28 protein-coding genes are annotated in these 26,346 nt (G+C 39.5%); 1 reads left to right on the forward strand and 27 read right to left on the reverse strand.

The annotated features are described in order from the left end of the window. Positions 1-51 precede the first annotated feature (51 nt). From TE34_RS05120 to TE34_RS20945, 4 genes are all read right to left on the reverse strand, one after another. Positions 52-867, reverse strand: a complete 816-nt coding sequence (locus TE34_RS05120; protein WP_047983755.1) for a flagellar hook-basal body protein — start codon at positions 865-867, stop codon at positions 52-54. Positions 868-900: 33 nt separating this feature from the next. Further along, complete coding sequence (locus TE34_RS05125) at positions 901-1,704, reverse strand: flagellar hook-basal body protein (RefSeq protein WP_047983756.1); 804 nt, start codon at positions 1,702-1,704, stop codon at positions 901-903. A gap of 28 nt (positions 1,705-1,732) precedes the next feature. Further along, complete coding sequence (gene mreB / locus TE34_RS05130; protein ID WP_047983757.1) at positions 1,733-2,734, reverse strand: rod shape-determining protein; 1,002 nt, start codon at positions 2,732-2,734, stop codon at positions 1,733-1,735. 150 nt (positions 2,735-2,884) lie between these two features. Further along, on the reverse strand, positions 2,885-3,103 hold the full coding sequence (locus TE34_RS20945) for a hypothetical protein (protein ID WP_157037585.1): 219 nt from the start codon (positions 3,101-3,103) through the stop codon (positions 2,885-2,887). A gap of 127 nt (positions 3,104-3,230) precedes the next feature. Between TE34_RS20945 and TE34_RS05135 the strand changes: the two genes are divergently transcribed. After that, the gene (locus TE34_RS05135) at positions 3,231-4,268 is read left to right on the forward strand and encodes a nuclease-related domain-containing protein (RefSeq protein WP_047983758.1); all 1,038 of its coding nucleotides are present in this window, start codon (positions 3,231-3,233) and stop codon (positions 4,266-4,268) included. Between the two features lie 59 nt (positions 4,269-4,327). Here the strand turns inward: TE34_RS05135 and TE34_RS05140 are convergent, their stop codons facing one another. The 23 genes from TE34_RS05140 to atpD all read right to left on the reverse strand — a co-directional run bounded on the left by TE34_RS05140 (position 4,328) and on the right by atpD (position 26,298). Continuing rightward, on the reverse strand, positions 4,328-4,567 hold the full coding sequence (locus TE34_RS05140) for a hypothetical protein (RefSeq protein WP_047983759.1): 240 nt from the start codon (positions 4,565-4,567) through the stop codon (positions 4,328-4,330). 135 nt (positions 4,568-4,702) lie between these two features. Further along, a complete protein-coding gene (gene spoIIID, locus TE34_RS05145; RefSeq protein WP_047983760.1) occupies positions 4,703-4,978 on the reverse strand; it encodes a sporulation transcriptional regulator SpoIIID in 276 nt (91 codons plus the stop codon). A 537-nt stretch (positions 4,979-5,515) separates the two neighbouring features. Continuing rightward, a complete protein-coding gene (locus TE34_RS21600) occupies positions 5,516-5,641 on the reverse strand; it encodes a hypothetical protein (protein WP_269083148.1) in 126 nt (41 codons plus the stop codon). Between the two features lie 66 nt (positions 5,642-5,707). Further along, on the reverse strand, positions 5,708-6,718 hold the full coding sequence (locus tag TE34_RS05150; RefSeq protein ID WP_236687104.1) for an AimR family lysis-lysogeny pheromone receptor: 1,011 nt from the start codon (positions 6,716-6,718) through the stop codon (positions 5,708-5,710). A 295-nt stretch (positions 6,719-7,013) separates the two neighbouring features. After that, entirely contained in the window at positions 7,014-7,889 is an 876-nt protein-coding gene (locus TE34_RS05155; RefSeq protein WP_047983762.1) for a M23 family metallopeptidase, read from the reverse strand. A 641-nt stretch (positions 7,890-8,530) separates the two neighbouring features. After that, positions 8,531-9,676 carry a stage II sporulation protein D gene (gene spoIID, locus TE34_RS05160; RefSeq protein WP_047983763.1) on the reverse strand — a complete coding sequence of 382 codons (1,146 nt, stop codon included), beginning with the start codon at positions 9,674-9,676 and terminating at the stop codon, positions 8,531-8,533. A 196-nt stretch (positions 9,677-9,872) separates the two neighbouring features. Continuing rightward, positions 9,873-10,232 (reverse strand): pepsin/retropepsin-like aspartic protease family protein, encoded by a 360-nt coding sequence (locus TE34_RS05165; protein WP_047983764.1) that lies wholly within the window; start codon positions 10,230-10,232, stop codon positions 9,873-9,875. After that, on the reverse strand, positions 10,229-10,477 hold the full coding sequence (locus TE34_RS05170) for a hypothetical protein (protein WP_047983765.1): 249 nt from the start codon (positions 10,475-10,477) through the stop codon (positions 10,229-10,231). Before TE34_RS05170 ends, TE34_RS05165 begins: the two co-directional genes overlap by 4 nt. An 83-nt stretch (positions 10,478-10,560) precedes the next feature. Then, positions 10,561-11,571 carry an ABC transporter ATP-binding protein gene (locus tag TE34_RS05175; protein ID WP_047983766.1) on the reverse strand — a complete coding sequence of 337 codons (1,011 nt, stop codon included), beginning with the start codon at positions 11,569-11,571 and terminating at the stop codon, positions 10,561-10,563. A gap of 3 nt (positions 11,572-11,574) precedes the next feature. After that, positions 11,575-12,522, reverse strand: coding sequence for a C40 family peptidase (locus TE34_RS05180; protein ID WP_047983767.1), 948 nt, complete (start codon positions 12,520-12,522; stop codon positions 11,575-11,577). A gap of 27 nt (positions 12,523-12,549) precedes the next feature. Further along, on the reverse strand, positions 12,550-13,641 hold the full coding sequence (locus TE34_RS05185) for a mandelate racemase/muconate lactonizing enzyme family protein (protein ID WP_047983768.1): 1,092 nt from the start codon (positions 13,639-13,641) through the stop codon (positions 12,550-12,552). Continuing rightward, positions 13,641-14,561 carry a S66 peptidase family protein gene (locus TE34_RS05190; RefSeq protein ID WP_047983769.1) on the reverse strand — a complete coding sequence of 307 codons (921 nt, stop codon included), beginning with the start codon at positions 14,559-14,561 and terminating at the stop codon, positions 13,641-13,643. Before TE34_RS05190 ends, TE34_RS05185 begins: the two co-directional genes overlap by 1 nt. 338 nt (positions 14,562-14,899) lie before the next feature. After that, on the reverse strand, positions 14,900-16,564 hold the full coding sequence (locus tag TE34_RS05200) for a peptide ABC transporter substrate-binding protein (protein ID WP_201777674.1): 1,665 nt from the start codon (positions 16,562-16,564) through the stop codon (positions 14,900-14,902). Between the two features lie 17 nt (positions 16,565-16,581). Then, a complete protein-coding gene (locus TE34_RS05205) occupies positions 16,582-17,583 on the reverse strand; it encodes an ABC transporter ATP-binding protein (protein ID WP_047983772.1) in 1,002 nt (333 codons plus the stop codon). A gap of 8 nt (positions 17,584-17,591) precedes the next feature. Then, entirely contained in the window at positions 17,592-18,545 is a 954-nt protein-coding gene (locus tag TE34_RS05210; protein WP_047983773.1) for an ABC transporter permease, read from the reverse strand. 6 nt (positions 18,546-18,551) lie between these two features. Next, positions 18,552-19,484: an ABC transporter permease gene (locus TE34_RS05215; RefSeq protein WP_047983774.1), complete on the reverse strand. Its 933-nt coding sequence runs from the start codon at positions 19,482-19,484 to the stop codon at positions 18,552-18,554. 82 nt (positions 19,485-19,566) lie between these two features. Beyond that, on the reverse strand, positions 19,567-20,385 hold the full coding sequence (locus TE34_RS05220) for a serine hydrolase (protein ID WP_236687105.1): 819 nt from the start codon (positions 20,383-20,385) through the stop codon (positions 19,567-19,569). Positions 20,386-20,401: 16 nt separating this feature from the next. Continuing rightward, a complete protein-coding gene (locus TE34_RS05225; protein ID WP_047983776.1) occupies positions 20,402-21,226 on the reverse strand; it encodes a M55 family metallopeptidase in 825 nt (274 codons plus the stop codon). A 516-nt stretch (positions 21,227-21,742) separates the two neighbouring features. Next, positions 21,743-23,053, reverse strand: a complete 1,311-nt coding sequence (gene murA, locus TE34_RS05230; protein WP_047983777.1) for a UDP-N-acetylglucosamine 1-carboxyvinyltransferase — start codon at positions 23,051-23,053, stop codon at positions 21,743-21,745. Positions 23,054-23,087: 34 nt separating this feature from the next. After that, entirely contained in the window at positions 23,088-23,801 is a 714-nt protein-coding gene (locus tag TE34_RS05235) for a YwmB family TATA-box binding protein (RefSeq protein ID WP_047983778.1), read from the reverse strand. A 102-nt stretch (positions 23,802-23,903) separates the two neighbouring features. Continuing rightward, positions 23,904-24,137 (reverse strand): DUF1146 family protein, encoded by a 234-nt coding sequence (locus TE34_RS05240; RefSeq protein WP_201777675.1) that lies wholly within the window; start codon positions 24,135-24,137, stop codon positions 23,904-23,906. Between the two features lie 350 nt (positions 24,138-24,487). Continuing rightward, on the reverse strand, positions 24,488-24,886 hold the full coding sequence (locus TE34_RS05245) for a F0F1 ATP synthase subunit epsilon (protein ID WP_047983779.1): 399 nt from the start codon (positions 24,884-24,886) through the stop codon (positions 24,488-24,490). A gap of 47 nt (positions 24,887-24,933) precedes the next feature. Then, on the reverse strand, positions 24,934-26,298 hold the full coding sequence (atpD, locus tag TE34_RS05250) for a F0F1 ATP synthase subunit beta (protein ID WP_236687106.1): 1,365 nt from the start codon (positions 26,296-26,298) through the stop codon (positions 24,934-24,936). Between the last annotated feature and the right edge of the window lie 48 nt (positions 26,299-26,346).

Raw genomic sequence — 26,346 nt, forward strand, 5'->3', positions numbered from 1 at the left:
AATAAGAAAAATTAACACATTCGCAAATGCGAATGTGAGTTTTTTTAAAATTTAAGAACGTAATTGGTTAATTAATCCCAACATCTGGTCACCCATGGAAATGGTACGTGCATTAAATTGGTAAGACCGTTGTGCATTGATTAAGTCGGTTAATTCTTTCCCCATATTTACATTCGATGTTTCTAGTGATCCACTTTTTAATGACGCTGTGACGCCTTGAATAATCTCGGCTTGGTTGTACCCTGCAACATCTGGTAGACGGAAATTATTATTGCCTGTTGCTTCTAAAAATCTTGGGCGAACTGCTTCAACGACTGCTAATTGACCAACAACCTCTGTGTCATTACCACGTCTTACAGTAATTTGCCCATTATCTGCAACTTGCAAATCGGTAAAGCCATCTTCAAAAATAATTTGGCCGCTCGCACCTAAAACAGGATCACCATCTTTTGTTGTTAGCATCACTTGATTGTTTTCTAGTGGACTTAAATAAAAGGATCCATCTCTTGTGTAACGTGTTTCGGTCACATTATTTTCGGTTACCGAAACTTGGAATAAATGATTCGGCTGTAAAAATGCAATATCAAGCGCACGGCCTGTTTCTTGTAACGCACCCTGGGATAAGTCAATATTGATAGAGACAAGCTTTGCACCTGAACCTACACGTACCCCATCCGGAGTAAGTCTGCCTTCTGCATTAGCTGGATCATCCATATTATTGATTTGCTGGAATAGTAATGAAGCAAAATCCGCTTGTCTTGCTTTATATCCAGTTGTTTGGCTGTTCGCTAGATTATTACCAATCAAATCCATCTTTTGTTGGAGTTGATTCATCGTAACTGATGCTTGAATCATGGATCTAGACATGGCGGTTCCTCCTCTTTAAATAACTACTTTCCATTATCCAATACGCCCAATTTCAGACACTGCTTTACCCATGCTTTCATCATAAGCTTTTAAAACTCGTTGGTTCATTTCAAAGCTACGATAGGACTCCATCATTTGGGTCATTGTTTGCGCTGCATCCACATTGGACTGTTCTAAAAATCCTTGTTGTACGGTAAACGTCACACCTGCTGGAATAGCTCCCCCTTCCCCGCTAAGCAATCCATTACCTTCTTTTTCTAATTGATTCGCATCTGCCGTGTAAGCTATTCCTAGTGGGATTGCTTGTCCGCCCACTTGAAGTAAACCGTCTGGATTCACGTTGAATTCCATTCCGTTTGTTTGGATCGGATTACCAGCTTGGTCTAAGACATAGTAGCCCTGAGTCGTGACAAGGAAGCCCTGTCCATCGACTGTGAAATTACCGTTTCTTGTATAACGTGGTTCCCCGTTTTCATTTTGCACCGTGAAAAAGATGCTTCCGGTTTCATCCGGGAAAGCCCCATCAATTAGAGCAAGGTCTGTGGATACACCAGTATCTTTAAGGGAACCTTGCACAAAATTCGGTACATATTCTTGAACATAAACACCAGTATTTATTGAACCAATTGGATTTTGAACCGGTAAGTTTTTCGGTTGTTTCGTTGGGATAGTGTTCGCTCCCATTTGATACATGAGCATTTCAGGAAACGCACGTAATGTCGCTTGATCTGCTTTGTATCCTGGTGTGTTCGCATTCGCAATATTATTTGAAAGTGATTCCTGTTGACGTTGCATCGCCAGCATTCCACTAGCTGCCGTATAAAAACCTCTTAGCATTACAATACGCCTCCCCTTTGCTTATTTATTAGACGATTCTTCTGCGTTCTATTTTATCAATATTCTCAAGCATAATTCCTGTTCCTTTTGCCACACAATGCATTGGCTCTTCAGCAAGGAATACAGGTACTTTTAATTCTTCTGCTAGTAATTGGTCAATACCATGGATTAGTGCGCCACCGCCAGTTAGAATAACCCCGCGGTCGATAATATCTGCTGATAGTTCAGGTGGTGTACGTTCCAGAACAGTCTTGGCACCTTGAACAATCATATACACTGACTCACGAAGTGCCTCTTCAATTTCCTCGGAGTAAACCGTAATCGTACGTGGTAGTCCAGAAACCATATCACGGCCACGAATATCCATCTCTTCATTACGTGCACCTTGAAATACAGTTGCGATATTAATTTTAATATCTTCCGCTGTGCGCTCTCCAATTAGAAGCTTATACTTACGCTTTATGTACTGAAGAATTTCCACATCAAATTTATCCCCGGCCATTTTGATGGATTCACTTGTAACGATATCCCCCATGGAAAGAACAGCTACATCCGTAGTCCCTCCACCGATATCTACAACCATGTTTCCACTAGGCTGATAAATTTCCATGCCAGCACCAACTGCTGCTACCTTTGGCTCTTCTTCTAAGTATACTTTTTTACCGCCAGATTTCTCCGCCGCTTCCTTGATTGCCTTTTGCTCCACCTTTGTAATATTTGTCGGGCAGCAAATCAGCATTCTAGGCTTCGAAAGAAATCCTTTCACATTAATTTTATTTATAAAATGTCTTAACATCGCTTCTGTCACATCAAAGTCAGCAATAACGCCATCTTTCAAAGGGCGAATTGCTTCAATATTTCCTGGTGTTCGTCCAACCATACGACGTGCAGCTTCTCCAACCTCAAGCACTCTGCCAGTGTTGCGATCCATTGCTACTACAGATGGTTCATTAAGTACAATCCCTTTACCTTTAACATGAATCAACACATTAGCAGTCCCAAGGTCAATCCCAATATCCCTAGAAAACATCATAATCCTCCTCGAATAAAACGTTCCGCACCTGTTTAATAAACACAATGCTCCTTATACAATATAATACCACAACATTCTACAAAAAACTGCAATTTAGGAAAAAAGGAGGATAAATTTGTTTAGGGGTTGGGGGGATGGGGTATAGGGTTAGGTTGGCTTCGTTTTGATTGCTTGTGTTGTAGGTAGAACGGTTGATGTTGGGTGGGTATTGGTTCTCGAGGAACGGTTGATGTTGAGTGGCTTTTGGTTGATGTTCTCGTGGAACGGTTGATGTTTTTGGAATACGGTTGATATGACGATTATCTTGGTTGATGTTCGCATGAATTCGGTTGATATGCTACTCCTTTTGGTTGATGCACCTGCCAATTCGGTTGATACCCGTTCAAAATGAGGCAGTAACCTGACATCAATACTAAAGTTTCCACAAATAAAAAGAGGATTTTATCTATTTTTGTAGAATATTATGGTGAACCAATTTAAAGGAGTGATTTGTTTGAGTAGTAAAGTACAACTATTTCGGACAAAGCCGTACATTATACTTTGTTACGAGGCTTTGTTTCGGCAATTAAAACCGCAATATAGAAAAAACCAAATTTTATTGAACGAGTATTACAATCACCAGGCAGGTTTTCAAGGTGAAAAATACTCCGATTACACCGTATCCATTTTCCCTCACAAGGATGCCTACATTTATCAAGGAATCCGATTGAAAAACGGTCCTTACTTCTTCCAAATTGATACCCTTATTGTAGCGAAAACTTTTATCCTAATCTTAGAAATTAAACATTGGAAAAGTGAAATTGAGTATGATTCCAATACCCATCAAACAACACAAAATTCAGATGACAAAAGAAAGGCTTTCAGAAGTCCAATTCTACAAGCAAACAATCAAAAGATGCAGCTAACTTCCTGGCTTCAAAAACGCCACTTCCCTAACCTCCCTATTGAAACAATTGCAATCCTCAGTAACCCAGCTACTATTCTCACTTATAAAGGTGAGTCGGAGGAATTTCATCATAAATTTATACATCTCGATCATTTACCGGCCATCTTGGAACAGCATTATGCAAATTACACGAGACCCTATTTGGATCATGGAAGTATGAACAAATTAAATAATGCATTGTTAAAAAATCACACACCTCATAAACCAGACTTAATCAAACAATTCGGAATCACTAACGACCATCTCATAAAGGGTATAGAATGTAACGATTGTTCTTATTCTCCATTAATATATAAAAAACGAAAATGGTATTGCTCGAATTGTGATAAGTTTAGTGAAACAGCACACGTTCAAAAAATACTGGATTACTTCCTCCTGATTAACCCCATGATTACTAACAAAGCGTGCAGAGAATTGCTACTAGTGGAATCCCCTCGAGTTGTTTATCGCTTATTGAATTCAATGAACTTAAGATATACCGGTAACAATAGTGCACGTAAATATTTTGCTCCGCGGCTGGATGAGTATCCTCAGGATTATACGTTGCCAAGTAAGAGTAAATCTGTTTTTAGTAGCCTTTTTTAGTTGCATCAGTTGAGGTGTGGAGAGTTTGGTTGATATTTGGATGATTTCGGTTGATATTTTTACAGATTGGTTGATATATTGCAAAATTCGGTTGATGTTTTATAAAAACGGTTGATATTTTTGTTTTTCGGTTGATAATCATTAATAACGGTTGATAGCATACTGTTTTTGGTTGATACCCCACTGAAAACGGTTGATGGGTCACGCGCCGGACATATGTCTACTGCTTTGGGCTCACATCCCACTTCAAAAACAGTTGCTAGTCCGCCCGCCCGATGCACACCATCCCAACACCACAAAAAAACGCACCCCCAATACCAGGTGCGTTTTTACCTCCATACCTCCCGTGTAGAGATTTTGAACTGTTAACCGTCACCAAACTAAGTACTTCTCTACCACTCACCTCCTTAAGAGGATAATGATATTGCTGGCACTTACCTTACTGTTGTTGCGTTCACTTCGTCGGAGGTTTTATACTTTTTACGGGTTGCTTCTCCACCGCGCAGGTGTCGGATGGATTTGTGGTACTCTAGAATTTCTTTTACCTTTAGAGCTAATTCGGGATTAATCTCTGGTAATCGTTCGGTTAAATCTTTATGGACTGTGCTTTTGGAAACACCAAATTCTTTTGCTATCACTCGGACGGTTTTCCTCGTTTCGACAATATGTTCACCAATCCTGATAGTTCTTTCTTTGATGTAATCGTGCACACCGTTCGCCTCCCTATGTTGAATATTTCTGAGGTGTCAGACGAGACTAGGTGATTCGAAAAATGAAAGTTTCATATTTTCGAGTGCCACCTCTACTAACAGCAAAAGTGGATTTTCAGTGGCTTGTTTAGTTAGGATATTTTTGGAGTTGAGTTACATATTAGGATTTTTTTTACAAAAAGGGTATATAAAAAACGGCGTTGGTAAAGTGCGTTAGTAATCATATGCTATGGATGTTGGTTTTTAAGGAATATGTAATCAAGCAAAATCGATGCGTTCATGAAGAGCCACATAAGCTCTCACCTCAGACTTACTGAATGCTTGGTTTGTAACATTTTATTACCGGAGTGGCTAGATTATGATTAAAATTCGATGGAATCACTTGAGGGACAAGATGTTTTTTTTTATTTTATTTTGAATTTTTCTTCACATGACCTTTAACAGGCAAAAAAATAACCAAAAGTTCTATACAGTATATGCATAGGCCTTTTGGTTTTATATGAAAGGATTCAAGTTTATTCAGTTGGTAAGACCATATTAATTTATATCATCTAAATCACCGTACTCAGGATCAGCTAAAAACATGCTTGCAGGTTGAATGATGGTGAAGAGTACTACAAAACCTAAAAACATTGAGAAAGCAAAAGTTTTGAACTTCTTCATATTATTCCTCCTCTCCTTATTGACATAAGAGCATTTTTAAACTTGAATCCTATCATAACGAGTGAATTATGCTTGAAGATTCTTTATGGCTGTAATTGGTAATCTACTAAAGAAATAGTCACTTCTTTCCACAAACATTTTGCAGGATTCGGATAATAAGTTCTTATCCTGCTTGGCTAGCCCCATGTAATACATTTTAAAAGGACTATCCGTATAAATATCTTCTAATAACTCGATTGCCTTTTCATTATTTCCTTTGGCAATTTCGAGATGTGCTAGTTCACTAATATCTTCTGTTTCTATTCCTTCAGTTCTGCCAAAATGAGCAGCTAAGAATGGAACATTACTGTTTTCAATACTACGAATATATCTTTTTAAATCGTATTGCTTAGCGATTTTTAATCCTTCTTTTAGGTGATACATGCCTTGATAATATGTATCGAACGTATAGGTTAAACCTAGGTGGATATGTAAGCTTGCTTTTGTCGATGGACTGTTGGTTTGATTTAATGCGCGAAAAGCATACTTTCTAGCCATGATTAACTCGTTTCTTTTCCAATAGTAAATAAATAGTTTTTGATAAATTCTTAAGTTGAAGCTGGAAAGTAAATACGTATCTTGAATGGCATCAAATAAATCGGCTTGCTTATCCAGGAAGTTTCCGATTTTCCCGAAATCCATTTGATAAAAATAAGTATCTACAATGGCTAATTCGATTAAGCATTGTAGTTCGGGATCAGAATGCTTTATTCCTCGAAGGTGTTGTCGCAGTTCGCCCATCGTATATTTTCTAGAACGGAGATCTAATATTATTTGATAGACCTCTGCCCATAACTTATTAGATATATTATTCGATAGTTGGTTTTTCACGATTAATAGATTTAAATCTTCGTAAAAACCATTTATATATAAAAACTCCATACCTTGTTTCTGAATAATGGTAGAGGAAGATTGCAAACAATATTTACGAGTTAGCTCGATTACAGCTTTCTCGTCATGCTCTTGGGATAATAATAAAATAACTTGTCCTAGTGTTAATTCCGCACTTTCTGATACTGAGGTCATGTATTCCGGCATTAGGTGTGTACTTCCGTAGCTCATTTTTTGTTAACCAGTCCTTTCAGCTTCAACGTACTATATCGATTCTCCACAACGGATAACTTTTTACGAGATTGTAATATATTAAATTCTACTAGTTTTTAACTATTATAATAGTAACATAATTTTTTCAAAAAATAGGGATAATCGTTCGACATATTTCTTACAAATAAGGGCGAAATATCAGGGTTTTTGGCGAGTCTTTGTGGGGTGATATCGGGGGAATGAAAAAAAAGAGAAACCCTAGCATATTTTCTAGGATTTCTCTTAACAATTATTCTTCGGAATCAGTTGAAGTCTCCTCGGAGTCCTCTGAAGAATCTTCCGTTGTTTCATCGGTTTCTTCAGTAGTTTCCTCGGTAGAATCTTCATCATTTGTTTCTTCATCTGCATTTTCAGAATTTACTTCTTCGGATGTAATACTAGAAGTGTCTTGCTCCTCTGAAACATCTTCAGATTCAACACTTTCTAACTTACTAACAGGTTGATTGAAGAACTCTTCTGGGTTAAATACTTCTTCATCTTTTCTGATTTCGAAGTGTAGGTGGGTACCATTGTTTTTACCGAAGATATTCTCTCCAGCTGTTGCAATGACATCGCCTTGTTTCACTTCATCCCCAGCTTGTACACTAATTTCTCCAAGACTAGCATAATACGTTGATACGCCATTTTCATGTGATAGAATTACCACATTTCCTAGTAATGGATCCTCTTTTACTTCTGTTACCGTACCACTTAATGATGCTAAAACATCAAATGCTTCACCGTTTGGATAAACGATATCAACACCTGTGCTTTGGTAGTATCGGTTGTTAGAAAGAATCAGTGCACTTTCTTGGTCTTCTGCTGAAGCGTCGTAATCAAAGAATTTAGTTACGATTTCTGCTTGTTCCTGATCAGCTACTGGCATCTTAATGACTTCCGAAGAATCCATTACCGGTTCTGCATCCTGATCATGTGGACTTGGTGTATAATTGTCACTTAGCTCCTGGTCATCCCCAGCACTTGGTAATTGATTATCCAAATTTTGATACCAAACTACTACCGCCAATAAAAGTGCAGCAATCGTTAAGTATACTGCAGGGAAAAACCATTTTTTACGAAAAATTGAGTTGGCACCTTTTTTAGGCGCTTTGTTTTCCTCTTTCATTTATTCATCACCTCACCAACCATTCTGAACAGAAAACGAAAAATCTATACATTTTATAAAACTTTTTTTCTGTTTTTATGCATTTTTCATTTGTTTTTGGGGATATTAAGTTTTTCTAGCGGGAAATTTGATGGTTTTAGCGGATTTAATAGATAGGAATAGTAGATAGATTGGATGGATTTGCAGGTTGGTGGGGCTTTGCGTGTTGCGGGGTATCAACAGTACTGGGATGGCTATCAACTGTTTTCGGGTCATTATCAACCGTTATTGTAGGACTATCAACCGTTTTGGCGTAACTTCTACCGTTTTTCGGGGAATATCAACCGTTCTGGAGAAACTTCAACCGTTTTCGAGGGAATATCAACCTTTCTGGAGAAACTTCAACCGTTTTCAGGGACTATCTAGCGTTCTGAGAAACTTCAACCGTTTTCGGAGAATATCAACCGTTCTGGAGAAACTTCAACCGTTTTCGGAGAATATCAACTGTTCTGGAGAAACTTCAACCGTTTTCGGATGCTTATCAACCATTCTGGAAAAACTTCAACCGTTTTCGAGGGACTATCAACCATTTTTCATGCATCATCAACTATAAGATGAAATCAAAAAGCACCCACTAGACAAAATCTAGGAGGTGCTACTGTCTACTGCATAACCAACGCTGGTACTGCTTCATCTAAATAACTAATTTCAACATCCTTGTAATAGTAAGTGACAATCTCTTCGTAAGTTTTGCCTTCTTGGGCCATGCCATTGGCGCCGTATTGGCTCATGCCTACGCCGTGTCCGTTTCCTTTCGTAGTGAAGATCAGGTGATTACCTTTTTGTTTGATGGAAAAGTCACTGGAACGTAATTTTAGCTTTTCTCTTACTTCACGGCCTGACAATGCCTTTCCAGCAACATGTAATTCATTTACCCGGTTGCTTTCGGTTCTAGTCACTTCAATCGCTAGTTGTTGATTTGCCGGTAAGTCGATACCAAGTGCGGTTTCTACTTGTTCGAATGTAAATGTTTCCTGGTCTAAATAATATGGGGAAGCTTCATCCCATGGACTTGGCACACTACGCAAATATGGAATTTCATTAATATAGTAATCCTCTGAGTTCTCTGTATAGCCATTACTCGTTGAGAAAAACTGTGGATCAATCGGTTTGTCATTGTACGTAATAATTTGACCCTTCGTAGCGAGTACCGCTTCGGTTATTTTCTGCATATGTTTATGGTAGTTTTTGCCCCACTTCAATCGAAGCTCGGCATCGTTTTTGTATACTTGATCTTGAATGGTGTCGGTGACGTCTGAGGACACCTCTTCCGTTTGGTACAACATTTTGTTCACGATGTAGGTTCTTGCTGCTAAGCTCTGTGCTTTTAATGCTTCGGTTTCAAATTCAATTGGCATCTCGGATGCAACAACCCCCGCTACATACGTTTCCAGCGGAACATTCTCGATTTGAGACGTTTGAGAACGCATTACTGCGACTTCAACAGCAGAGTCTTCTGCCAATGTCTCTTCATATTCTGGTTCTGCTACCCGATCAATAGATTGGGACAATACCTCACTGTTTGAGATAAAAGGGACAACAATTAATGTCGGAACAGCTAGAATGATAAATACGATACTGAGCAAAAATACAGCTGGGAATTTCCATTTGAAGCGCCCTTTAGTCAGTGGAATTGGCTTTTGTGTATTGCTTGTCGAAAAACGTTTTTGTAAGATTTGATGCTTCGATTGAGCTTTTTTCTTTTTTAGTTTTTGTATTTGTTTGATGGAATTTTTATTGTTCTTCATGGGGCACCCTCCTTACACACTTTTTCATATCTAGCATTCCTACTATTAAACTTATACAGTTAGTAAAAATAATAGAACTAGAATTTTGAAATCTATTGAAAGGATTTTTGATAGGACAAGTTCTATTTGAAGATTATTTCTCTGGTGAAGACTGCGAAGTGTTATTAAGTGGTTTTTCTTACATGGGAGTGGTCAACTATTGTGTTATTTCTAATTTCCTCAAATCTATAATAAACTTACCAGCCATAAGGATATCTAGACCAATAAGGCCATTAATACCCCATTTACTTAAATTTCCAAAATCAAGCTTAGGATTTCTTGTGTAATATGAACCGAGTTTTATGAAATCAACTTGTTTCCGAAAAGAGTACTCCTCTCCTCCTATTCCAAATGAACTAACCAATGAGTCTCCATTTTCTAAATATATCCCAATATCATCAACTATATCTGAGGATATGAGGGTATCAATCACAAGCTTATCAATTACTTTTGTTTTTCCTTTATAGTAAATCCCCATTTTAGTCTCAAGTAAGTTATTTACGAACTCTAATTTCATAACCTAATCCCCCTAAAACCAATAGGTTCCCTAACATCAATATAAATCTCCTCGTTACCTGTATGGTATACAATAACGTTCCCATTTGCCTGAAGTAACTCCCTTGTAGCTATTTTTGGATCACTGATAGTATTTATTAAAGCTACTTCAGTTACAATTCTTCTTCCATCCTCTTGATAAGAATCCAGTATTCTAAGTTTTAAGTATTGGTTTGGAAATAGCCTACGTACTTCTTCCCATTTCATTTCATTCACTTCCTTCTTAGTTAATTTCAGACAAAACTAAAGGGGTGTCTATACATAATAGTAAGACAATCCCTTCATTTTTTCTACCGTATATTCACTACAGGTTCTTTAACCCTGTCCTTTTTCACCTGCTCATTATACAAATGACATGCAACAAAGTGATTTTCCTCCACCTCTTGCCATTCTGGTTTTTCTTGGCCACAGATTTCCATTGCAAATGGACAGCGTGTACGGAATACACAGCCACTTGGCGGATTAATTGGACTTGGTAATTCTCCTTGTAAAATAATCCGTTCGCGCGTTTCCTCGATATCTGGATCAGGAATTGGGATGGCGGAAAGTAATGCCTGAGTATATGGATGGAGTGGATTCTCATAGAGACTATCGCTGACAGTTAGCTCTACCATATTCCCTAAATACATAACCCCAATGCGGTCTGATATCTGTTTAACCATCGATAAATCATGCGCAATGAATAAAAATGTTAATCCTTTTTCCTCTTGCAGCTCTTTTAATAGATTGACCACTTGTGCTTGAACGGATACATCGAGTGCGGAAATTGGTTCATCTGCAATGATGAAATCCGGATTTAGTGCTAGTGCACGGGCGATTCCAATCCGTTGGCGCTGTCCACCACTAAACTCGTGTGGATAACGGTCTGCATGGTCTCGATTCAAACCAACCTCTTCCAGTAACTGATAAACGCGTTCCGTTTGTTCCTTTTTACTTTTATATAGCTTATGTACTTCCATCGGTTCGGCAATGACCTCACGTACTGTGGAGCGTGGGTTTAACGATGCATAGGGATCTTGGAAAATCATTTGCATCTTTTGGCGTAGCTTGAACATCTCTTTTTCGCTGAGCTCATGAACATTTTCCCCATCAAAAACGACGTCCCCTTCTGTTCGGTTATACAGGCCAATAATCGTACGCCCAATCGTCGACTTCCCACAGCCAGACTCACCTACGAGTCCAAATGTTTCCCCTTTATTCACGTGAAATGTAACGTCATTTACCGCCTTGAGCACCTTATTCTTTCCAAGGTTGAAATGCTTTTTCAAGTTTTTAACTTCTAAGATTCTTTCTTCCGCCATTTCTTATACATCCCCCGGTTCCCAGTATCGTCTCGCAATACATAACTCTTTTTCGTATTTGGTATCTTTTAATTCCGTAATCTCAATGCCTCTTCCCGTCATAGGGGAGTGAATCATTTTGCCGTCGCCGTAATAAAATCCAACATGATGGATACTTCCCTTTCCTTCTTCATAAGCGAAAAAGAGTAAGTCCCCTGGCAATAATTCATCATATGGAACTTCCTTTCCAAAGGCTGCCTGGTCGGATGCATCTCTACTAATCTGGTAGCCATTGGCTTTGTGCATATTATAGGCAAAACCAGAACAGTCATAGCCAAACGCACTCATTCCGCCCCAGAGATAATCAAGTCCCACATACTTTTCAGCGGCTTCAATAATATTCGCACCATTTCCTAGTTTTCCACCTTCTACTGTAGGGAAAACATCTACTACTTCTGTTGGTAAATAAGCAGCTCCTTGTGGGGTAAGCACCTCTACCCGGTCTGCCTCTTTCTTAATTTCAGGAAGGCAAGTCATATAACTAACATTTATTATTGGTTCGCCTGACTCATTTTCCAGCCATGCCTGTTTTGAGGTAACAGCAGCTGTCTCAGCTCGAAGCCATTCATCCTTGGTAACTTGTTTTAATTGATTCAGTGGAACCCAGCCTGGATATCCGTTGTTATCCTTTTTCGAAGGTTGGCTAGGAATGGTAATCTTTACCCAGTCACCCTTCACTTCAGTAATAATTGCTACTTCTCCATATAAAAGCTGTGTCTGTACCCGATTTTCATTGCATAAGGCAACCTTTTCCTCATAGGTTAATTGGTCAATCCACTGTTCGATTTTCGTCGGATCGCTAATAGCATGTTCATCTATTTCTCTAGCAGACTCTGGATTTGTCCAGACGGTTACGACCTGAACAGCCGCTACGTGGAATACATCTGGAAGTTGAAAAGTTTGTTTAAACATTGTACCGCTCCTTTCTAGCTGTGTTCTCTATACGAGATACTCTTCATTTAGACCACTAATTCCTAGGCCTGGCCTATTTCCTAAGGTAATATTACTTTCTGTATACGTAATGCCACCCCGGATTAAATCTCCTGCAAGCATCAAAGGTGCATCAAAATCAAAGAATTTTATATTTGGTTGGCTTGCGGCAAGGTGTGCTGCTGCAGTTATACCAATCTTGGATTCAATCATACTACCAACCATGCAATCGACACCGTATACACTTGCTAGTTTCGCAATCTTGAGTCCTTCGTGAATGCCACCAACCTTCATCAGTTTAATATTTATTAGATCAGCTGCATCCATTTCTAAAACCGCTCTAGCATCCCGTGCGGAAAAAACACTTTCATCTGCCATAATCGGAATATGGGTATGGTCCTTCACGTGTTTTAATCCTTTCAGGTCGTAGGCTTTTACTGGTTGTTCGATAAATTCAATATTCAATCCAAGGTCTTCCATCTTTTGAATGGAGCGAACCGCCTCTTTCGGATTCCAGCCTTGGTTTGCATCTAGTCGTATAGTTACATCAGGACCCACTCTATCCCGAATGGCCTGAATTCTTTCAATATCAGTTTCTATTCGGTCTTTTCCTACTTTCACTTTTAGAACGGAAAAGCCGTCCTTCACATAGCCTTCTGCATCCTCTGCCATTTCAGTGGGACTATTGACGCTAACGGTATAATCCGTTTCAATCCTGTCTTGATATCCACCTAAAAATTGATGAAGAGGCATGCGTGCATGCTGGGCAACACAGTCATAAATAGCCATATCGACTGCTGCCTTGGCACTCGTGTTTCCAACCACTATACGATTTATCTTTTCAAAAAGAAGCTCTCTGTCAAGACAATCCATTCCTACTAGCGCTGGTTTAATTACATCATTGACCGTAAAGGAGATACTAGCTAACGTGTCTCCCGTAATAACATGTGTCGGTGGAGCCTCTCCCCAGCCAACTACTCCATTATCACAAGTTACTTTGACGACGATAGTTTCCGCAACGGTCACCGTTCGTAATGCCGTTTTAAACGCCTTTTTTAACGGTATGGCTGCCTTGAATGTTTCAATTTGTTGAATGTTCATTAGCGTTCTACCCCCGGATCAATCGTCAATGTTTTATCCCTCGTGTTTAGAATTGCACCTGCACCTAATGGTACGGCGAAATGTGGAAAGCAATGACCAATTTTAAATCCTTTGATCACTGGGCATTCTAAATCACCTAAATAATGATCTAACACTTCCTCTAAAGTTAAAGATGGCTTTTCTTTCGGCTCTGCTTCCGCAAAGTCACCAACTACCATGCCGTGAAGGTTATCAAGTTTCCCAGCTAGTTTTAGTTGGTTCAGCATGGCATCGATCCGATATGGTTGTTCATAAATATCTTCTATAAGTAGGATTTTTCCATCGGTTTCAATCTCGTATGGTGTACCAAGCGTACTAGTGATTAAAGCAAGATTTCCTCCTACCAAAGGACCTGCGCCAATTCCATCTACTAGTATTTCTAATGGTGCGATGTTTTCATTATATTGGAGCGTTACCGGCTCAAAAAGCTGTTCAAATGATGAGGCAGAAATTTCATCAAAGTTAGGATCTGCGACATCGGAAGCTAACATTGGACCATGGAAGGTAACTAGCCCTGTCTTTTGCTGAATGGCCGTATGTAAATACGTTATATCACTATAACCCCAAATGATTTTGGGATGATTGGCGATTAATCGATAATTAATAGAAGAGGCAATTCGACCTGTACCATAGCCACCACGTGCAAAAATAATTGCTTTGATACTATCATCTGCTACCATATTGTGAAAATCTTCCAGACGTTGTTCATCTGTTCCAGCTAAATAACCATGAACTTCGTCTACATATTTCCCCAGTTTCACACGGAGGCCAAGATTGTTGAAAAAGGGTATCGCTTGTTCGAGGCGTTTTTTATCAGGAGGACTTGCAGGGGCAATCACACCTATGGTATCTCCTTTTTGTAGCGCTTTTGGTAGTAGCATTTGTGTACCTTCTTTCTGAATGTAAGTTTATAAATGAATGAAAAGGAGTAGCTCATCTAGTAGATGAGCCATTCCTTTGTAATCATTTCTAGCCTGGTCCGCGGCCCGAATACACTCCGCTTTCCGCGGGCGGCTGGTGAGCCAGGCTACTACTTGAGTATGCTTCTTTGCAGCCTTGCACCGAGGAAGCATGCTACGTAGAGATACTTGCAGACGCAGGTGCATACTCGGTGTCTCACCGATGCCTTTCCTCCCGCAGGAGTCTCCGTGTATTCGGGCCGCTCAGTGCAATCAATTAAAAACTTCCTCATACAAAAGATGAAGAACAGTTACTCCTCTTACTTCTTATCCGCATACTTCAAATCAAAGTATCCTACTGGGTGGCGTAGGATTCCTTCTACACCTTCTGCTTCAAGTACTACAGTATTGTAGTAACGGATTGGGAATGCTGGCATTTCTTCGGCTAATAATTTCTCCGCTTCGAATAATGCATTCCAACGTTCTTCTTCATCTGTAGCTGATTTACCAGTTGCAATTAACTCATTATATTCCTCACTAGAGAAGCCAGTACGGTTCATGTAGGAATCCGTGATAAAGCTTTCTAGGAAGTTAACTGGGTCATTGTAGTCATTGATGAATGAACTACGAGAGAATTGAAGCTCTAATGCTTTTTGTGCTTCAGAGAATACGTTCCATTCTTGGTTTTCCAGTGTTACTTCCACACCTAAATGCTCTTGGAACATACCGTGTAATGCTTCTGCTACTGCTTTGTTCGTATCACTTGTATTGTAGCTTAACGTGATCGCTGGTAATTCATCATAGCCTTCTTCTGCCATACCTTCTTCCAGTAACTGTTTTGCTTTATCTGGATCGAAGGTTACTAGATCACCATTCACTTCACGGAAATCTTGACCAGATGGACTTGTATACCCAGGGTTAATGAATCCGTATGCTGGTTCTACCCCATTTTTCACAACATATTGTGCAATATCATCTCGGTTAACGGCAAATGCAAATGCTTGACGGATTTTCTTATTTTGGAATGGTTCCATTTCAAGATTAAAACGGAAGAATTCCAAACCACCGTATGGTCCGATGAATACATTATCTCCATCAATTAACTGATCGGATAATTCTGGTGGAATACTTGCTGTATCCAGGTCTCCTGCTTCAAACATTTGATATTGGGTATTGGAGTCATTTACCATTGCGAAATGGACTTTATCCAATTTCACAGCACTTGCATCCCAATAATGTTCGTTTTTCACGAATACCATTTCTTCATCATGCTTCCAAGACTCTAATGCAAAAGGACCGTTCCCAACAAATGTTTCTGCTTCGGTATGCCAATTCGGGTCAGCCTCGGCTACTTTATGATTGATTGGGAAGAATGCTGGATTTGTTAAAACATCTAAAAAGAATCCAGTTGGTGCTGCTAAGACAACTTCCAACGTTTTTTCATCCACTGCAGTTACTTTCACATCATCAACGGAACCTTCGCCACTGTTATATGCCTCTGCTCCTTCAATGAAATAACCTAAAAACGCTGCTGCAGAAGCTGTTTCAGGGTTCAACATGTATTTCCAAGCAAACTCAAAGTCCGCTGCAACAACTGGGTCTCCATTGGACCATTTTGCATCTTCACGTAACGTAAATGTGTACGTTAAACCGTCATCAGAGATTTCCCAGTCCTCAGCTACTCCAGCTGCAGCACGATGGTCTGCGTCTAATCGAGTTAAACCTTCCATTAAGTTATTTAATGGGTCCCAAGATACCGCATCAAACCCAATAGACGGGTCTAATGAACTTGGTTCTGTACCATTATTTAATCGTAGTACCTTTTCATCGGATCCAGATTCTTCATCTGTTGTTTCGCCATTATCAGCTGGTTCCTCCACGTTTTCTTTTTCCTCTGGGTCTTCGCCCGCTTCATTGTTAGCAGTACATGCAGCTAAGAAAAACACTGTCAGTGCTGCTATCAGCAAAAAGAGTAGTTTCTTCATTCTTATCCCCCTTATCCTTAATTTGTGACCATTGTGGCCAGTAATTGTTTTGCCCGTTCATCTTGTAACCAGCAATCTACGGAATGAGAATCGCTTAGATTACTAGATTTCGGGTAAACTTTATTACACACCTCCATCGCAAATGGACATCTAGCAGTAAATGGACATCCCTCTGGAGGTGAGAATAAATCTGGTGGTGTACCATCGATTGGTTTTAGCCTTCCTTTTGTATCCAATCGTGGAACAGAATTCAGTAATCCTTTGGTGTACGGGTGTTGCGGCTCATAGAAAATCTCCCGCTTCGTTCCTGTTTCAATAATCTTCCCCGCATACATAACCGCAATTCGGTCTGCAATCTTCGCAACAACTCCTAGATCATGGGTAATGAGGATAATCGAAACTCCCGTAACATCTTGGATTTTTTCAAATAGTTCTAGTATTTGTGCCTGAATCGTTACATCCAGTGCGGTAGTAGGCTCATCCGCTATCAGTAACTCAGGCTCGCAAATTAAGGCAATTGCAATGACAATACGCTGACGCATCCCACCACTAAATTGATGGGGATATTGCTTCATACGCTCTGCTGGATTAGGAATACCAACGAGATCCATCATTTCCAGTGCGCGTTTTTTTGCTTCACTATCTGTAATTTTGCGATGCTGTTTCAATCCTTCAATAAGCTGGGTTCCAATGGTTAGTGTTGGGTTTAATGCTGTCATCGGATCCTGGAATATCATTGAAATATCCACACCGCGCACTTGTCGCATTTTCTTCTCGGATTCTTTCGCTAAATCCTTGCCCTTAAATAGAATTTTTCCAGCAGTGATTTTACCTGGTGGGCTCGGTATGAGTCGCATGATTGCATTGGATGTGACACTTTTCCCACAACCGGATTCCCCAACGATTGCTAGTGTTTCGCCCTTATTTAAATGGAAGTCTACGCCTCTTACTGCCTGTACGGTACCTCCATAGGTTGTGAAGGTAACGTGTAAGTCTTTTACTTCTAGAATCTTTTCCATCAGTCCACCTACTTCCTTAATTTCGGATCCAGTGCATCTTGTAATCCGTCTCCTAAGACGTTAAAGGCAAACATCGTAAAGGATATGAAAAACGCTGGGAAGAATAACGTCCACCAGTTACCAGAAAGTATTGCACCGAGTGAGTCATTTGCCATCACACCCCAGCTGGCATTCGGCGACGATATCCCAAGTCCAATAAAACTTAAAAATGCTTCCGCGAAAATTGCTGATGGAACGGTTAGTGTCATTTGAACGATAATTGGACCCATCGTATTTGGAAGGAGCCCTTTCCGAATAATTCTCGGTGTTTTCGTACCAAAGGATTTCGATGCGAGGACATACTCATAGTTTTTAATCTGCATGACCTGCCCCCGCACAATCCTGGCCATACCAACCCATCCCGTGACGGTGAGGGCGATAATAATCGTCGTTAGACTTGGTCCCATCACTACTAGTAACAAGATAACGACTAATAGGTAAGGGATACCGTATAAAATCTCAATAATTCGCATCATGACATTATCGGTGCGTCCGCCTTTATATCCAGAGATTCCACCCCAAATAATTCCGATGGTCACGTCGATCAATGCTGCCATAAATCCAACAAATAGGGAGATTCTAGCTCCATGCCATGTGCGGGTGAAAACATCCCGACCTGCGCCATCTGTTCCAAACCAATGTTCCGCTGATGGCGGTTGATATTGCTCCGATAAGCTCTGTTTGTTTGCGTCATATGGTGACACGATTGGGCCAAATATCGCCATGATTATTAATAGAATTAAAAATATTAAACCTGCCATTGCAAGGTAATTCTTTCGCAAGCGTCGCCAAGCATCCTTCCAGTAAGACAAGGAAGGCCTGGAAACCATCTCTAGTTCTTTTACGTTTTTTTCCCGCCATGTAAACCATTCATCCGGTACATTTTCTCGTGTGATATGTTGGGGATTTTGATTAGATTTCATGTTATGTTACTCCCCTTCCTTCTTCGCTACTTTGATTCTTGGATCTAATATTCCATAGGCAATATCCACAAGGAACAGCATGACTATTAAGAATGCACTATAAAATACGGTCGTCCCCATGATAACGGGGAAATCTCGGTGGTTAATACTCTCAACAAAGTATTTTCCCATGCCTGGAATCGCAAAAATTTGCTCGATAACGAAGGATCCCGTCATAATTCCAGCGACCAATGTTCCCATGATAGTAATAACTGGCATGAGTGCGTTTCGAAGCGCATGTTTCACGATAATTTTCCATGGTGTTAACCCTTTAGCACGAGCCATTTTTATGTAATCCTGTGTTAATACTTCCAGCATGGTGGACCTTGTTAGTCTTGCAATAATGGCCATTGGCCCTGTGGCAAGCGCTAATACGGGAAGCACCATGTGCATTGGGCTTTTCCATGTCGCAACTGGGAACCACTCCCGTTGAACAGCTAGTTGATCAATTAATAGGGTAGCCATGATAAAGTTTGGTATCGATATCCCAAGTACTGCAATTCCCATGGCCAGATAATCAATAACACCATTATGTCGGAGTGCAGCTAGTATTCCGAGGGTTATCCCAGAAATCACCGCAACAATAATCGTGACAATTCCAAGCTCTGCGGATATTGGGAATCCTCGTCCTAACAAGTCATTTACAGTCTGGTTAGGTTGTTTAATCGACGGTCCAAAATCTAATGTCACAATCGATTTTAAGTAAAGTAAATATTGCACATGATATGGTTTATCGAGATTGTAATGTTTGGCTAGGTTTTGTTGTACAATCTCATTGGAATTTCCTTCACTATTAAACGGAGATCCAGGAACAGATACCATTAGTACAAAGGTTAGTGTAATAATAATCCACAAGGTGACGACCATGATTAACAGTCGTTTTAATATATATTTGAGCATTTCCCCCAACTCCTGTATCTTTTACGCATCATGCGCTAGTTATATGTAGAAAAGCTTCCTTGCAATAAGTTATGACATGTTTCTATCTTTTATGAAGCGATTGTTTAAGATATTGGTAGATTTCTAAGCCCACTTTGGATAGGATGTCAGGCGATTGTATATCGTCTAAGCCACTAGTCAAAACAGAAGCGATTAATTTTCGTTTACCAACATAGAAAATACCAATATCATGCCGAATCCCGGAAACATTTCCTGTTTTATTCGCAATCTCCCATTCCTTCAAGGAGCCGATAGTCGTTTCTGTCGTTGGTGGAACTTTCCCTGGCAAACAATTGGTAATTTGTTGTTGTTTCATAATCGCTATCATTTGTTCACAAGCATGAACGGAAATGATTTTTCCAGTTGCTAGTTTTCTTAGCATACCTGCCATTTCACTAGCTGTAATTTCATTCATTCCTTCTCGATCAACATCCATCGTCATCATCTTATGATAAAATTTGCTTTTTTCTAATCCAATATCCTTCATCGTTTGCTGAATGGATGGAACCCCGACCAACTCTATCATCATATTCGTTGCTGTATTATCGCTTTGGATAATCATTAACGTTAGTAAGTCATAAATAGTAAATTGAGTACCCGGTGTCAGATGTTGAAGAACACCACTACCTCCAACTATATTTTCCCGTTTGAGTTCAACCGTATCACTCAGAATAAATTCACCACGTTTATTAGCAGCAAAGGCCGCAATCATAATGGGCACTTTGATTACACTAGCCGCGTAAAAGAGATGATGTTCATTCATTTCCCAAGTTTCGTTTGTATCTAGGTCGTATAAGGAAATACCCCAGGTACCAGTTGATTGATCGGTTATCCTCTGAATCCTATCTCCAAGCTCTCTCAATACAACTAACTCCTTGCTATGCATATTTCGTCTCATAAGCAAGTTCAATCATGACAAGCAGGGCCCGATATGCTTCCAGTATATCTTTCGCCTGATATTCCACCATCGTAGTTCCTGGAATTATTTCAGTTCCCGGCATCATACTCGCTAACTCTGCTGCACCGTAATTAACAAATTCCACTTTCAACTTTGGGTTGTCAGGTGGTGTTAACGGTCGGACATTATCACGATTCGCAATTGCTTGTTTCACTTTTTCTTGAAGTAAATCACCAGCTTTTTTCGGTGTAAGACTTTTTGCTGTTGATCTTGAAATGGCTTCTTTGACAATTGCTGTCGTTATATTTGGAATTAGTTCTTCGGCTTCTTTTGCTGTTTCATCATCACCTGAAACAAGGAGAACTGGGACACCATGGTAACCTGCAACCATTGCATTCATGCCTAGCTCACCAATTTGCATGTCGTTAATAAAGAAATTACGTACCATATGTATCATCGAATGTGACATTACCCCAGGCATTCCAGCTCTTGTATGGTAACCAATAAACATGGCACCGATAAAGCTATCATCAAGACCATGCACCATCGAATAGGTCTTTACCCCTCCACTTATGAGATGGGCATCCGGATGAAGCTGATCAATTAATATATTATTCATCTTCATGTGACTATCATTGACTAGTACTTCGCTACAACCTGATTGAAATGCAGCTTCGATAACATAATTCGTCTCATCTGTCATTATCTTGCGTGCGCGCTCATAATTATGCATGGAAGCGCTAACAAATGTATAATCTGGTAGTCCTGTTATCCCTTCCATATCTACAGATAAATAGAGTTTCATAACATGTCCCCTTTAGATGTGTTTGTTAAATTATATGATTGGATTTTCTTTTACATGATTGGATTTGTTGGTAGTTATGTACGATTTTTCGAGTAGTTTTTGGGGTCTGATTCTGAGGAGAAATGTTTCATCCTACTCGACATATTTCATGGAAAGCTCATATTCTATTAATAGATAATATTGTATCCTCTATACACTTGAATTGCAAGACTATTTATAATATTTATCATTATTTTAATTGGTAAAATATGGTGAGGTATTTGTGTTTATTGGATGGCGAGGTGATCTCATTTGGTTGATGTTTCTTTTAAAATGGTTGATGTTTTTTAAGTTTGGTTGATGATTAACAAATTTGGTTGATAGTTTCGTGAATTGGTTGATGTTGGTCGTTATTTGGTTGATATTTCACACGAACGGTTGATGTGTCACTGAATTTGGTTGATGCTTGCATAACCAAATCAAAAAGGTGAAGCACAGAAACCGTGCTTCACCCTATTAATCTATTAAGTTATCTACTTATGACAATTCAGCAACGTAATCAATGTTATGCGGATGTACAACATCGCCATTTTCATCGACACGTTCAATGTCTGCTCCAAGGCTAGCTAGTTTTCCAGCCAAGTTAACATACCCACGATCTAAATGCTTTAACTCTGTAACTCTAGTTAAACCATTCGCTCGAAGGCCAGCAAGAATTAATGCAGCTGCTGCACGTAAGTCTGTTGCAGCTACTTCTGCACCTTGAAGTTCAGATGGACCGTCAATAATGACACTACGTCCTTCTATTTTCATTTTTGCATTCATACGACGGAATTCCTCTACATGCATGAAACGATTCTCAAAAACGGTTTCCGTAATAACACTTGTACCGTGAGCACATAGCATAAGAGCCATCATTTGTGATTGCATATCGGTTGGAAATCCTGGATGTGGTAATGTTTTAATATCTGTTGCTTTCAATGCATCTGGTCCAATAACACGGATACCATTGCCTTCTTCCATTACTGTAGCACCCATTTCCTCAAGCTTTGAGATCAATGGTCTTAAATGTGCACTTACTGCATTTTCTATTAAAATATTTCCACCAGTTATTGCTGCAGCAACCATAAATGTTCCAGCTTCAATACGATCTGGAATAATGGAATGAACTGCACCTCGTAATGACTCTACACCGTCGATACGAATTGTTTCCGTTCCAGCGCCAACAACACGCGCTCCCATTTTATTTAAGAAATTAGCTAAATCAACAATTTCAGGCTCTTTCGCTGCATTCTCTAAAATGGTTCTTCCTTCAGCTAAAGTCGCTGCCATCATAATATTTTCAGTTGCACCAACACTTGGTACATCAAGATAGATTTTTGCACCTTTTAATCGGCCATCTACCTGTGCTTCAACGAAACCATTTCCAACATGAACAGTAGCACCCATTGCTTCAAACCCTTTTAAATGTAGATCAATTGGACGTGAACCAATTGCACATCCTCCAGGCATTGCAACGTGTGCATGACCGAAACGAGCAAGTAATGGACCCAAAACAAGAACGGAGGCACGCATTTTTCGAACATACTCAAATGGCGCTTCCGTTTTTAATTCCTTTGAAGCATCAATATACACTTTATTATTTTCAAATACTACATCAGCATTCATATTACGTAAAACTTCATTAATTGTATAAACATCAGCTAGAACTGGGACATCATGAACAACGCTAGTTCCCTCACTAGCAAGAATACTCGCAGCAATTACGGGTAGCACAGCATTCTTTGCACCCTCTACATGAACATTACCATTCAATTGCTGTCCGCCTCTTACGATGATTTTATCCATATTTCAATTCTCCTTCAGATCCAATTTCCCTATATTAATATTCATTTATTAGGATAGGTGTTCCAATTGTCAATTGGACATCACCACTGCCAAGTGTTTGCGATACTATTTGTACATTTACTGGCTTATCCTGAATGGTAATCTTTTGTCCCCATAAAGGGCTATATCCATATATATATTCTGCATCTTTTGTCGGTTTTAATGTGTCATTATATGTCTCTTTATGACTAATTTTAAGCTTTTCAGTAATATTTTCTACAATATTATCATTTTTAATTATAGCACTAGCTCTCGTAGACATACAAGAGAATATTTTAATGTTATCTGTAAAAAATTTACCAGTTAATACTGACATCAAATTTACATAGGAAGATTCAATATTTTCATCCCATGAACTACCATTAATTGTTATTACTAATTCAGATTCATACCTATTATCCTTGGGGAAAATTACATTATAATTTACGTTTATTGTACCCTCTTTGTGAGTGTCCTTAACTGAATAAATAATACTGTTTTCATTTTCATGTTTTGTGACAGAATAACTATTACTTAAATCCTGTACCATTTCTTGCAAATGAGTTGCATCCCTATGTTCCTTCATGGTTACTTCCCACTCCTGAATCTGGAGGTTATTTTCTAAAATCATCGTAGCAATATCAATTAACTCATTAGAGTCACTTTCTTTTGCAATGACGGTATTGGTGAAAAATAAAATAATAAGACATAGTGCAAAAACTCTTCTCATAAATAAGTCCCCCTCGTTCATACTTATCTACAGTATGAACAAGAGAGATAATTAACATACGTATAATTTTGATAGATTACTAGATAACCTATTAACCTTCTATTATTGAAGAAGGTAAGTGAGGTCTTGTGACCACCGTAAGAACTCAAGAAAGAATCGACTGACTCCTGTACCAATTACTATCGTAAGGAAAAGAAGTAAGATTTTAGCTTCCGTCCCTCGCCCTTTTCGAATCAGTGGATCAAAATTAATGCTCTGCATTAAACGCCATGTAATAAAAATAAACATAATATGAGAAAGGATACTCATCAGTGCGATTTGTCCGATTGATAACATAATAACCACCTTATATATAGATTCACTCAATTAGAACTGTGCCATGGATTCCTTTTAAAGTCAACTGAATTGAGGTTAGGCTGCTACTTCGACAAGAAACATTACATGTATATTTATATTTCGCATTTCCCGGGAAATATCGACAGGAATGAGGAATATTGTTTGATTTTTTGTTGGTAATTAATTTACAAATACATGGAGAATTGGTAACAATGGAGGAATCTTAATGTTGGGGAATAGTAATTGAGAGGTAACTATTGTGCTGTAAGCTTCTCTTAGAGTTTTGGTTTTTGTATCAATTTCCAAAAAATATACCCCCGCGAAACTAATCACGAGGGTTTTTGTATTAATTATCTTTGAGCAACATTCAAGCGGTTAGCTGCTCTTCTGAGTGCTAATTCTGCCCTTACTCGATCGATACGATCTTCTTTGGATTGAAGACGGCGTTCGGCACGTTCTTTTGCTGCTTGAGCACGTGCAACATCGATCTCTTGAGGTTTTTCGGCAGATTGAGCAAGAATCGTTACTTTATCTGGACGAACCTCTAAAAATCCGCCGTTAATAGCTAGCTTATCTTCACCTGAATCTCGCTTTAGGCGTACGCCTGAGATTGAAAGTGGAGCCACCAATGGTATATGACCTGGTAAAATACCAAGTTCGCCATTTTCTGCTTTACAGCTAACCATTTCATACGTATCTTCTAAGACAGGGCCATCAGGAGTAACAACACTCACAGTTAGTGTTTTCAATGTAACCCCTCCTTAAGACTCTATAGGGGTGAGACCCCCAATAGTCATTATTCCATGCTTTGTGCTTTTTCGACTACTTCTTCAATGCGACCAACTAGACGGAATGCATCCTCTGGAAGGTCATCGTATTTACCTTCTAAGATCTCTTTGAATCCTTTTACAGTTTCTTTTACTGGTACGTAAGATCCTGGTTGACCAGTAAATTGCTCTGCAACGTGGAAGTTTTGAGATAAGAAGAATTGAATACGACGTGCACGTGCAACCGTTAATTTATCATCATCAGAAAGCTCATCCATACCTAGGATAGCGATGATGTCTTGTAATTCACGGTATTTTTGTAGTGTAGCTTGTACTTCACGAGCAACTTCATAGTGTTCTTCACCAACGATTTCTGGGTCAAGCGCACGAGAAGTTGATGCAAGTGGATCCACCGCAGGGTAGATACCTTGCTCTGATAATTTACGATCAAGGTTCGTTGTTGCATCTAAGTGAGCGAATGTTGTAGCAGGAGCCGGGTCCGTATAGTCATCGGCTGGTACGTAAATCGCTTGGATAGATGTAACAGAACCTTTATTAGTTGATGTAATACGTTCTTGTAATTGACCCATTTCCGTTGCAAGTGTTGGTTGGTAACCAACGGCAGATGGCATACGACCTAGTAGGGCTGATACCTCTGAACCTGCTTGTGTAAAACGGAAAATGTTGTCGATGAATAATAGTACGTCTGCACCTTGTTCATCGCGGAAATATTCCGCCATTGTAAGACCAGTTAAGGCAACACGCATACGTGCACCTGGTGGTTCGTTCATCTGACCGAATACCATCGCTGTTTTTGCGATAACGCCAGAGTCCTTCATTTCGTAGTAAAGGTCATTACCCTCACGAGTACGTTCCCCTACACCTGCGAATACGGAAATACCACCGTGCTCTTGTGCGATGTTGTTGATAAGTTCTTGGATTAGAACGGTTTTACCTACACCGGCACCACCGAATAAACCAATTTTACCACCTTTGATATAAGGTGCTAATAAGTCAACGACTTTGATTCCAGTTTCTAGAATCTCCGTTTCTGTTGATAGATCTTCAAATTTAGGAGCTTGACGGTGAATTGGATCTAAACGCAATCCTTCTGGAAGTTCTGGATCCAAGTCAATTTTCTCTCCTAATACGTTAAATACACGTCCTAATGTTACGTCACCAACTGGTACAGAAATCGGTCTACCTAAGTTCTCGACTTCCATGCCACGTTGTAAGCCATCAGTTGATGCCATCGCAATCGTACGGACAGAGTTGTCTCCTAAGTGAAGGGCAACTTCTAGTGTTAATGTACCTTCAGCTAGTTTGACAGTTAAAGCATTATAAATTTCAGGAAGCTTGTCGTCATCGAATCGTACGTCAACGACTGGTCCCATTACTTGAGTAACGTGTCATTTGCTCATCGATTTCCCTCCTAACTTACT

The sequence above is a fragment of the Ornithinibacillus californiensis genome (genome assembly GCF_001038485.1).
Classification (GTDB): Bacteria; Bacillota; Bacilli; order Bacillales; family Amphibacillaceae; genus Ornithinibacillus; species Ornithinibacillus californiensis.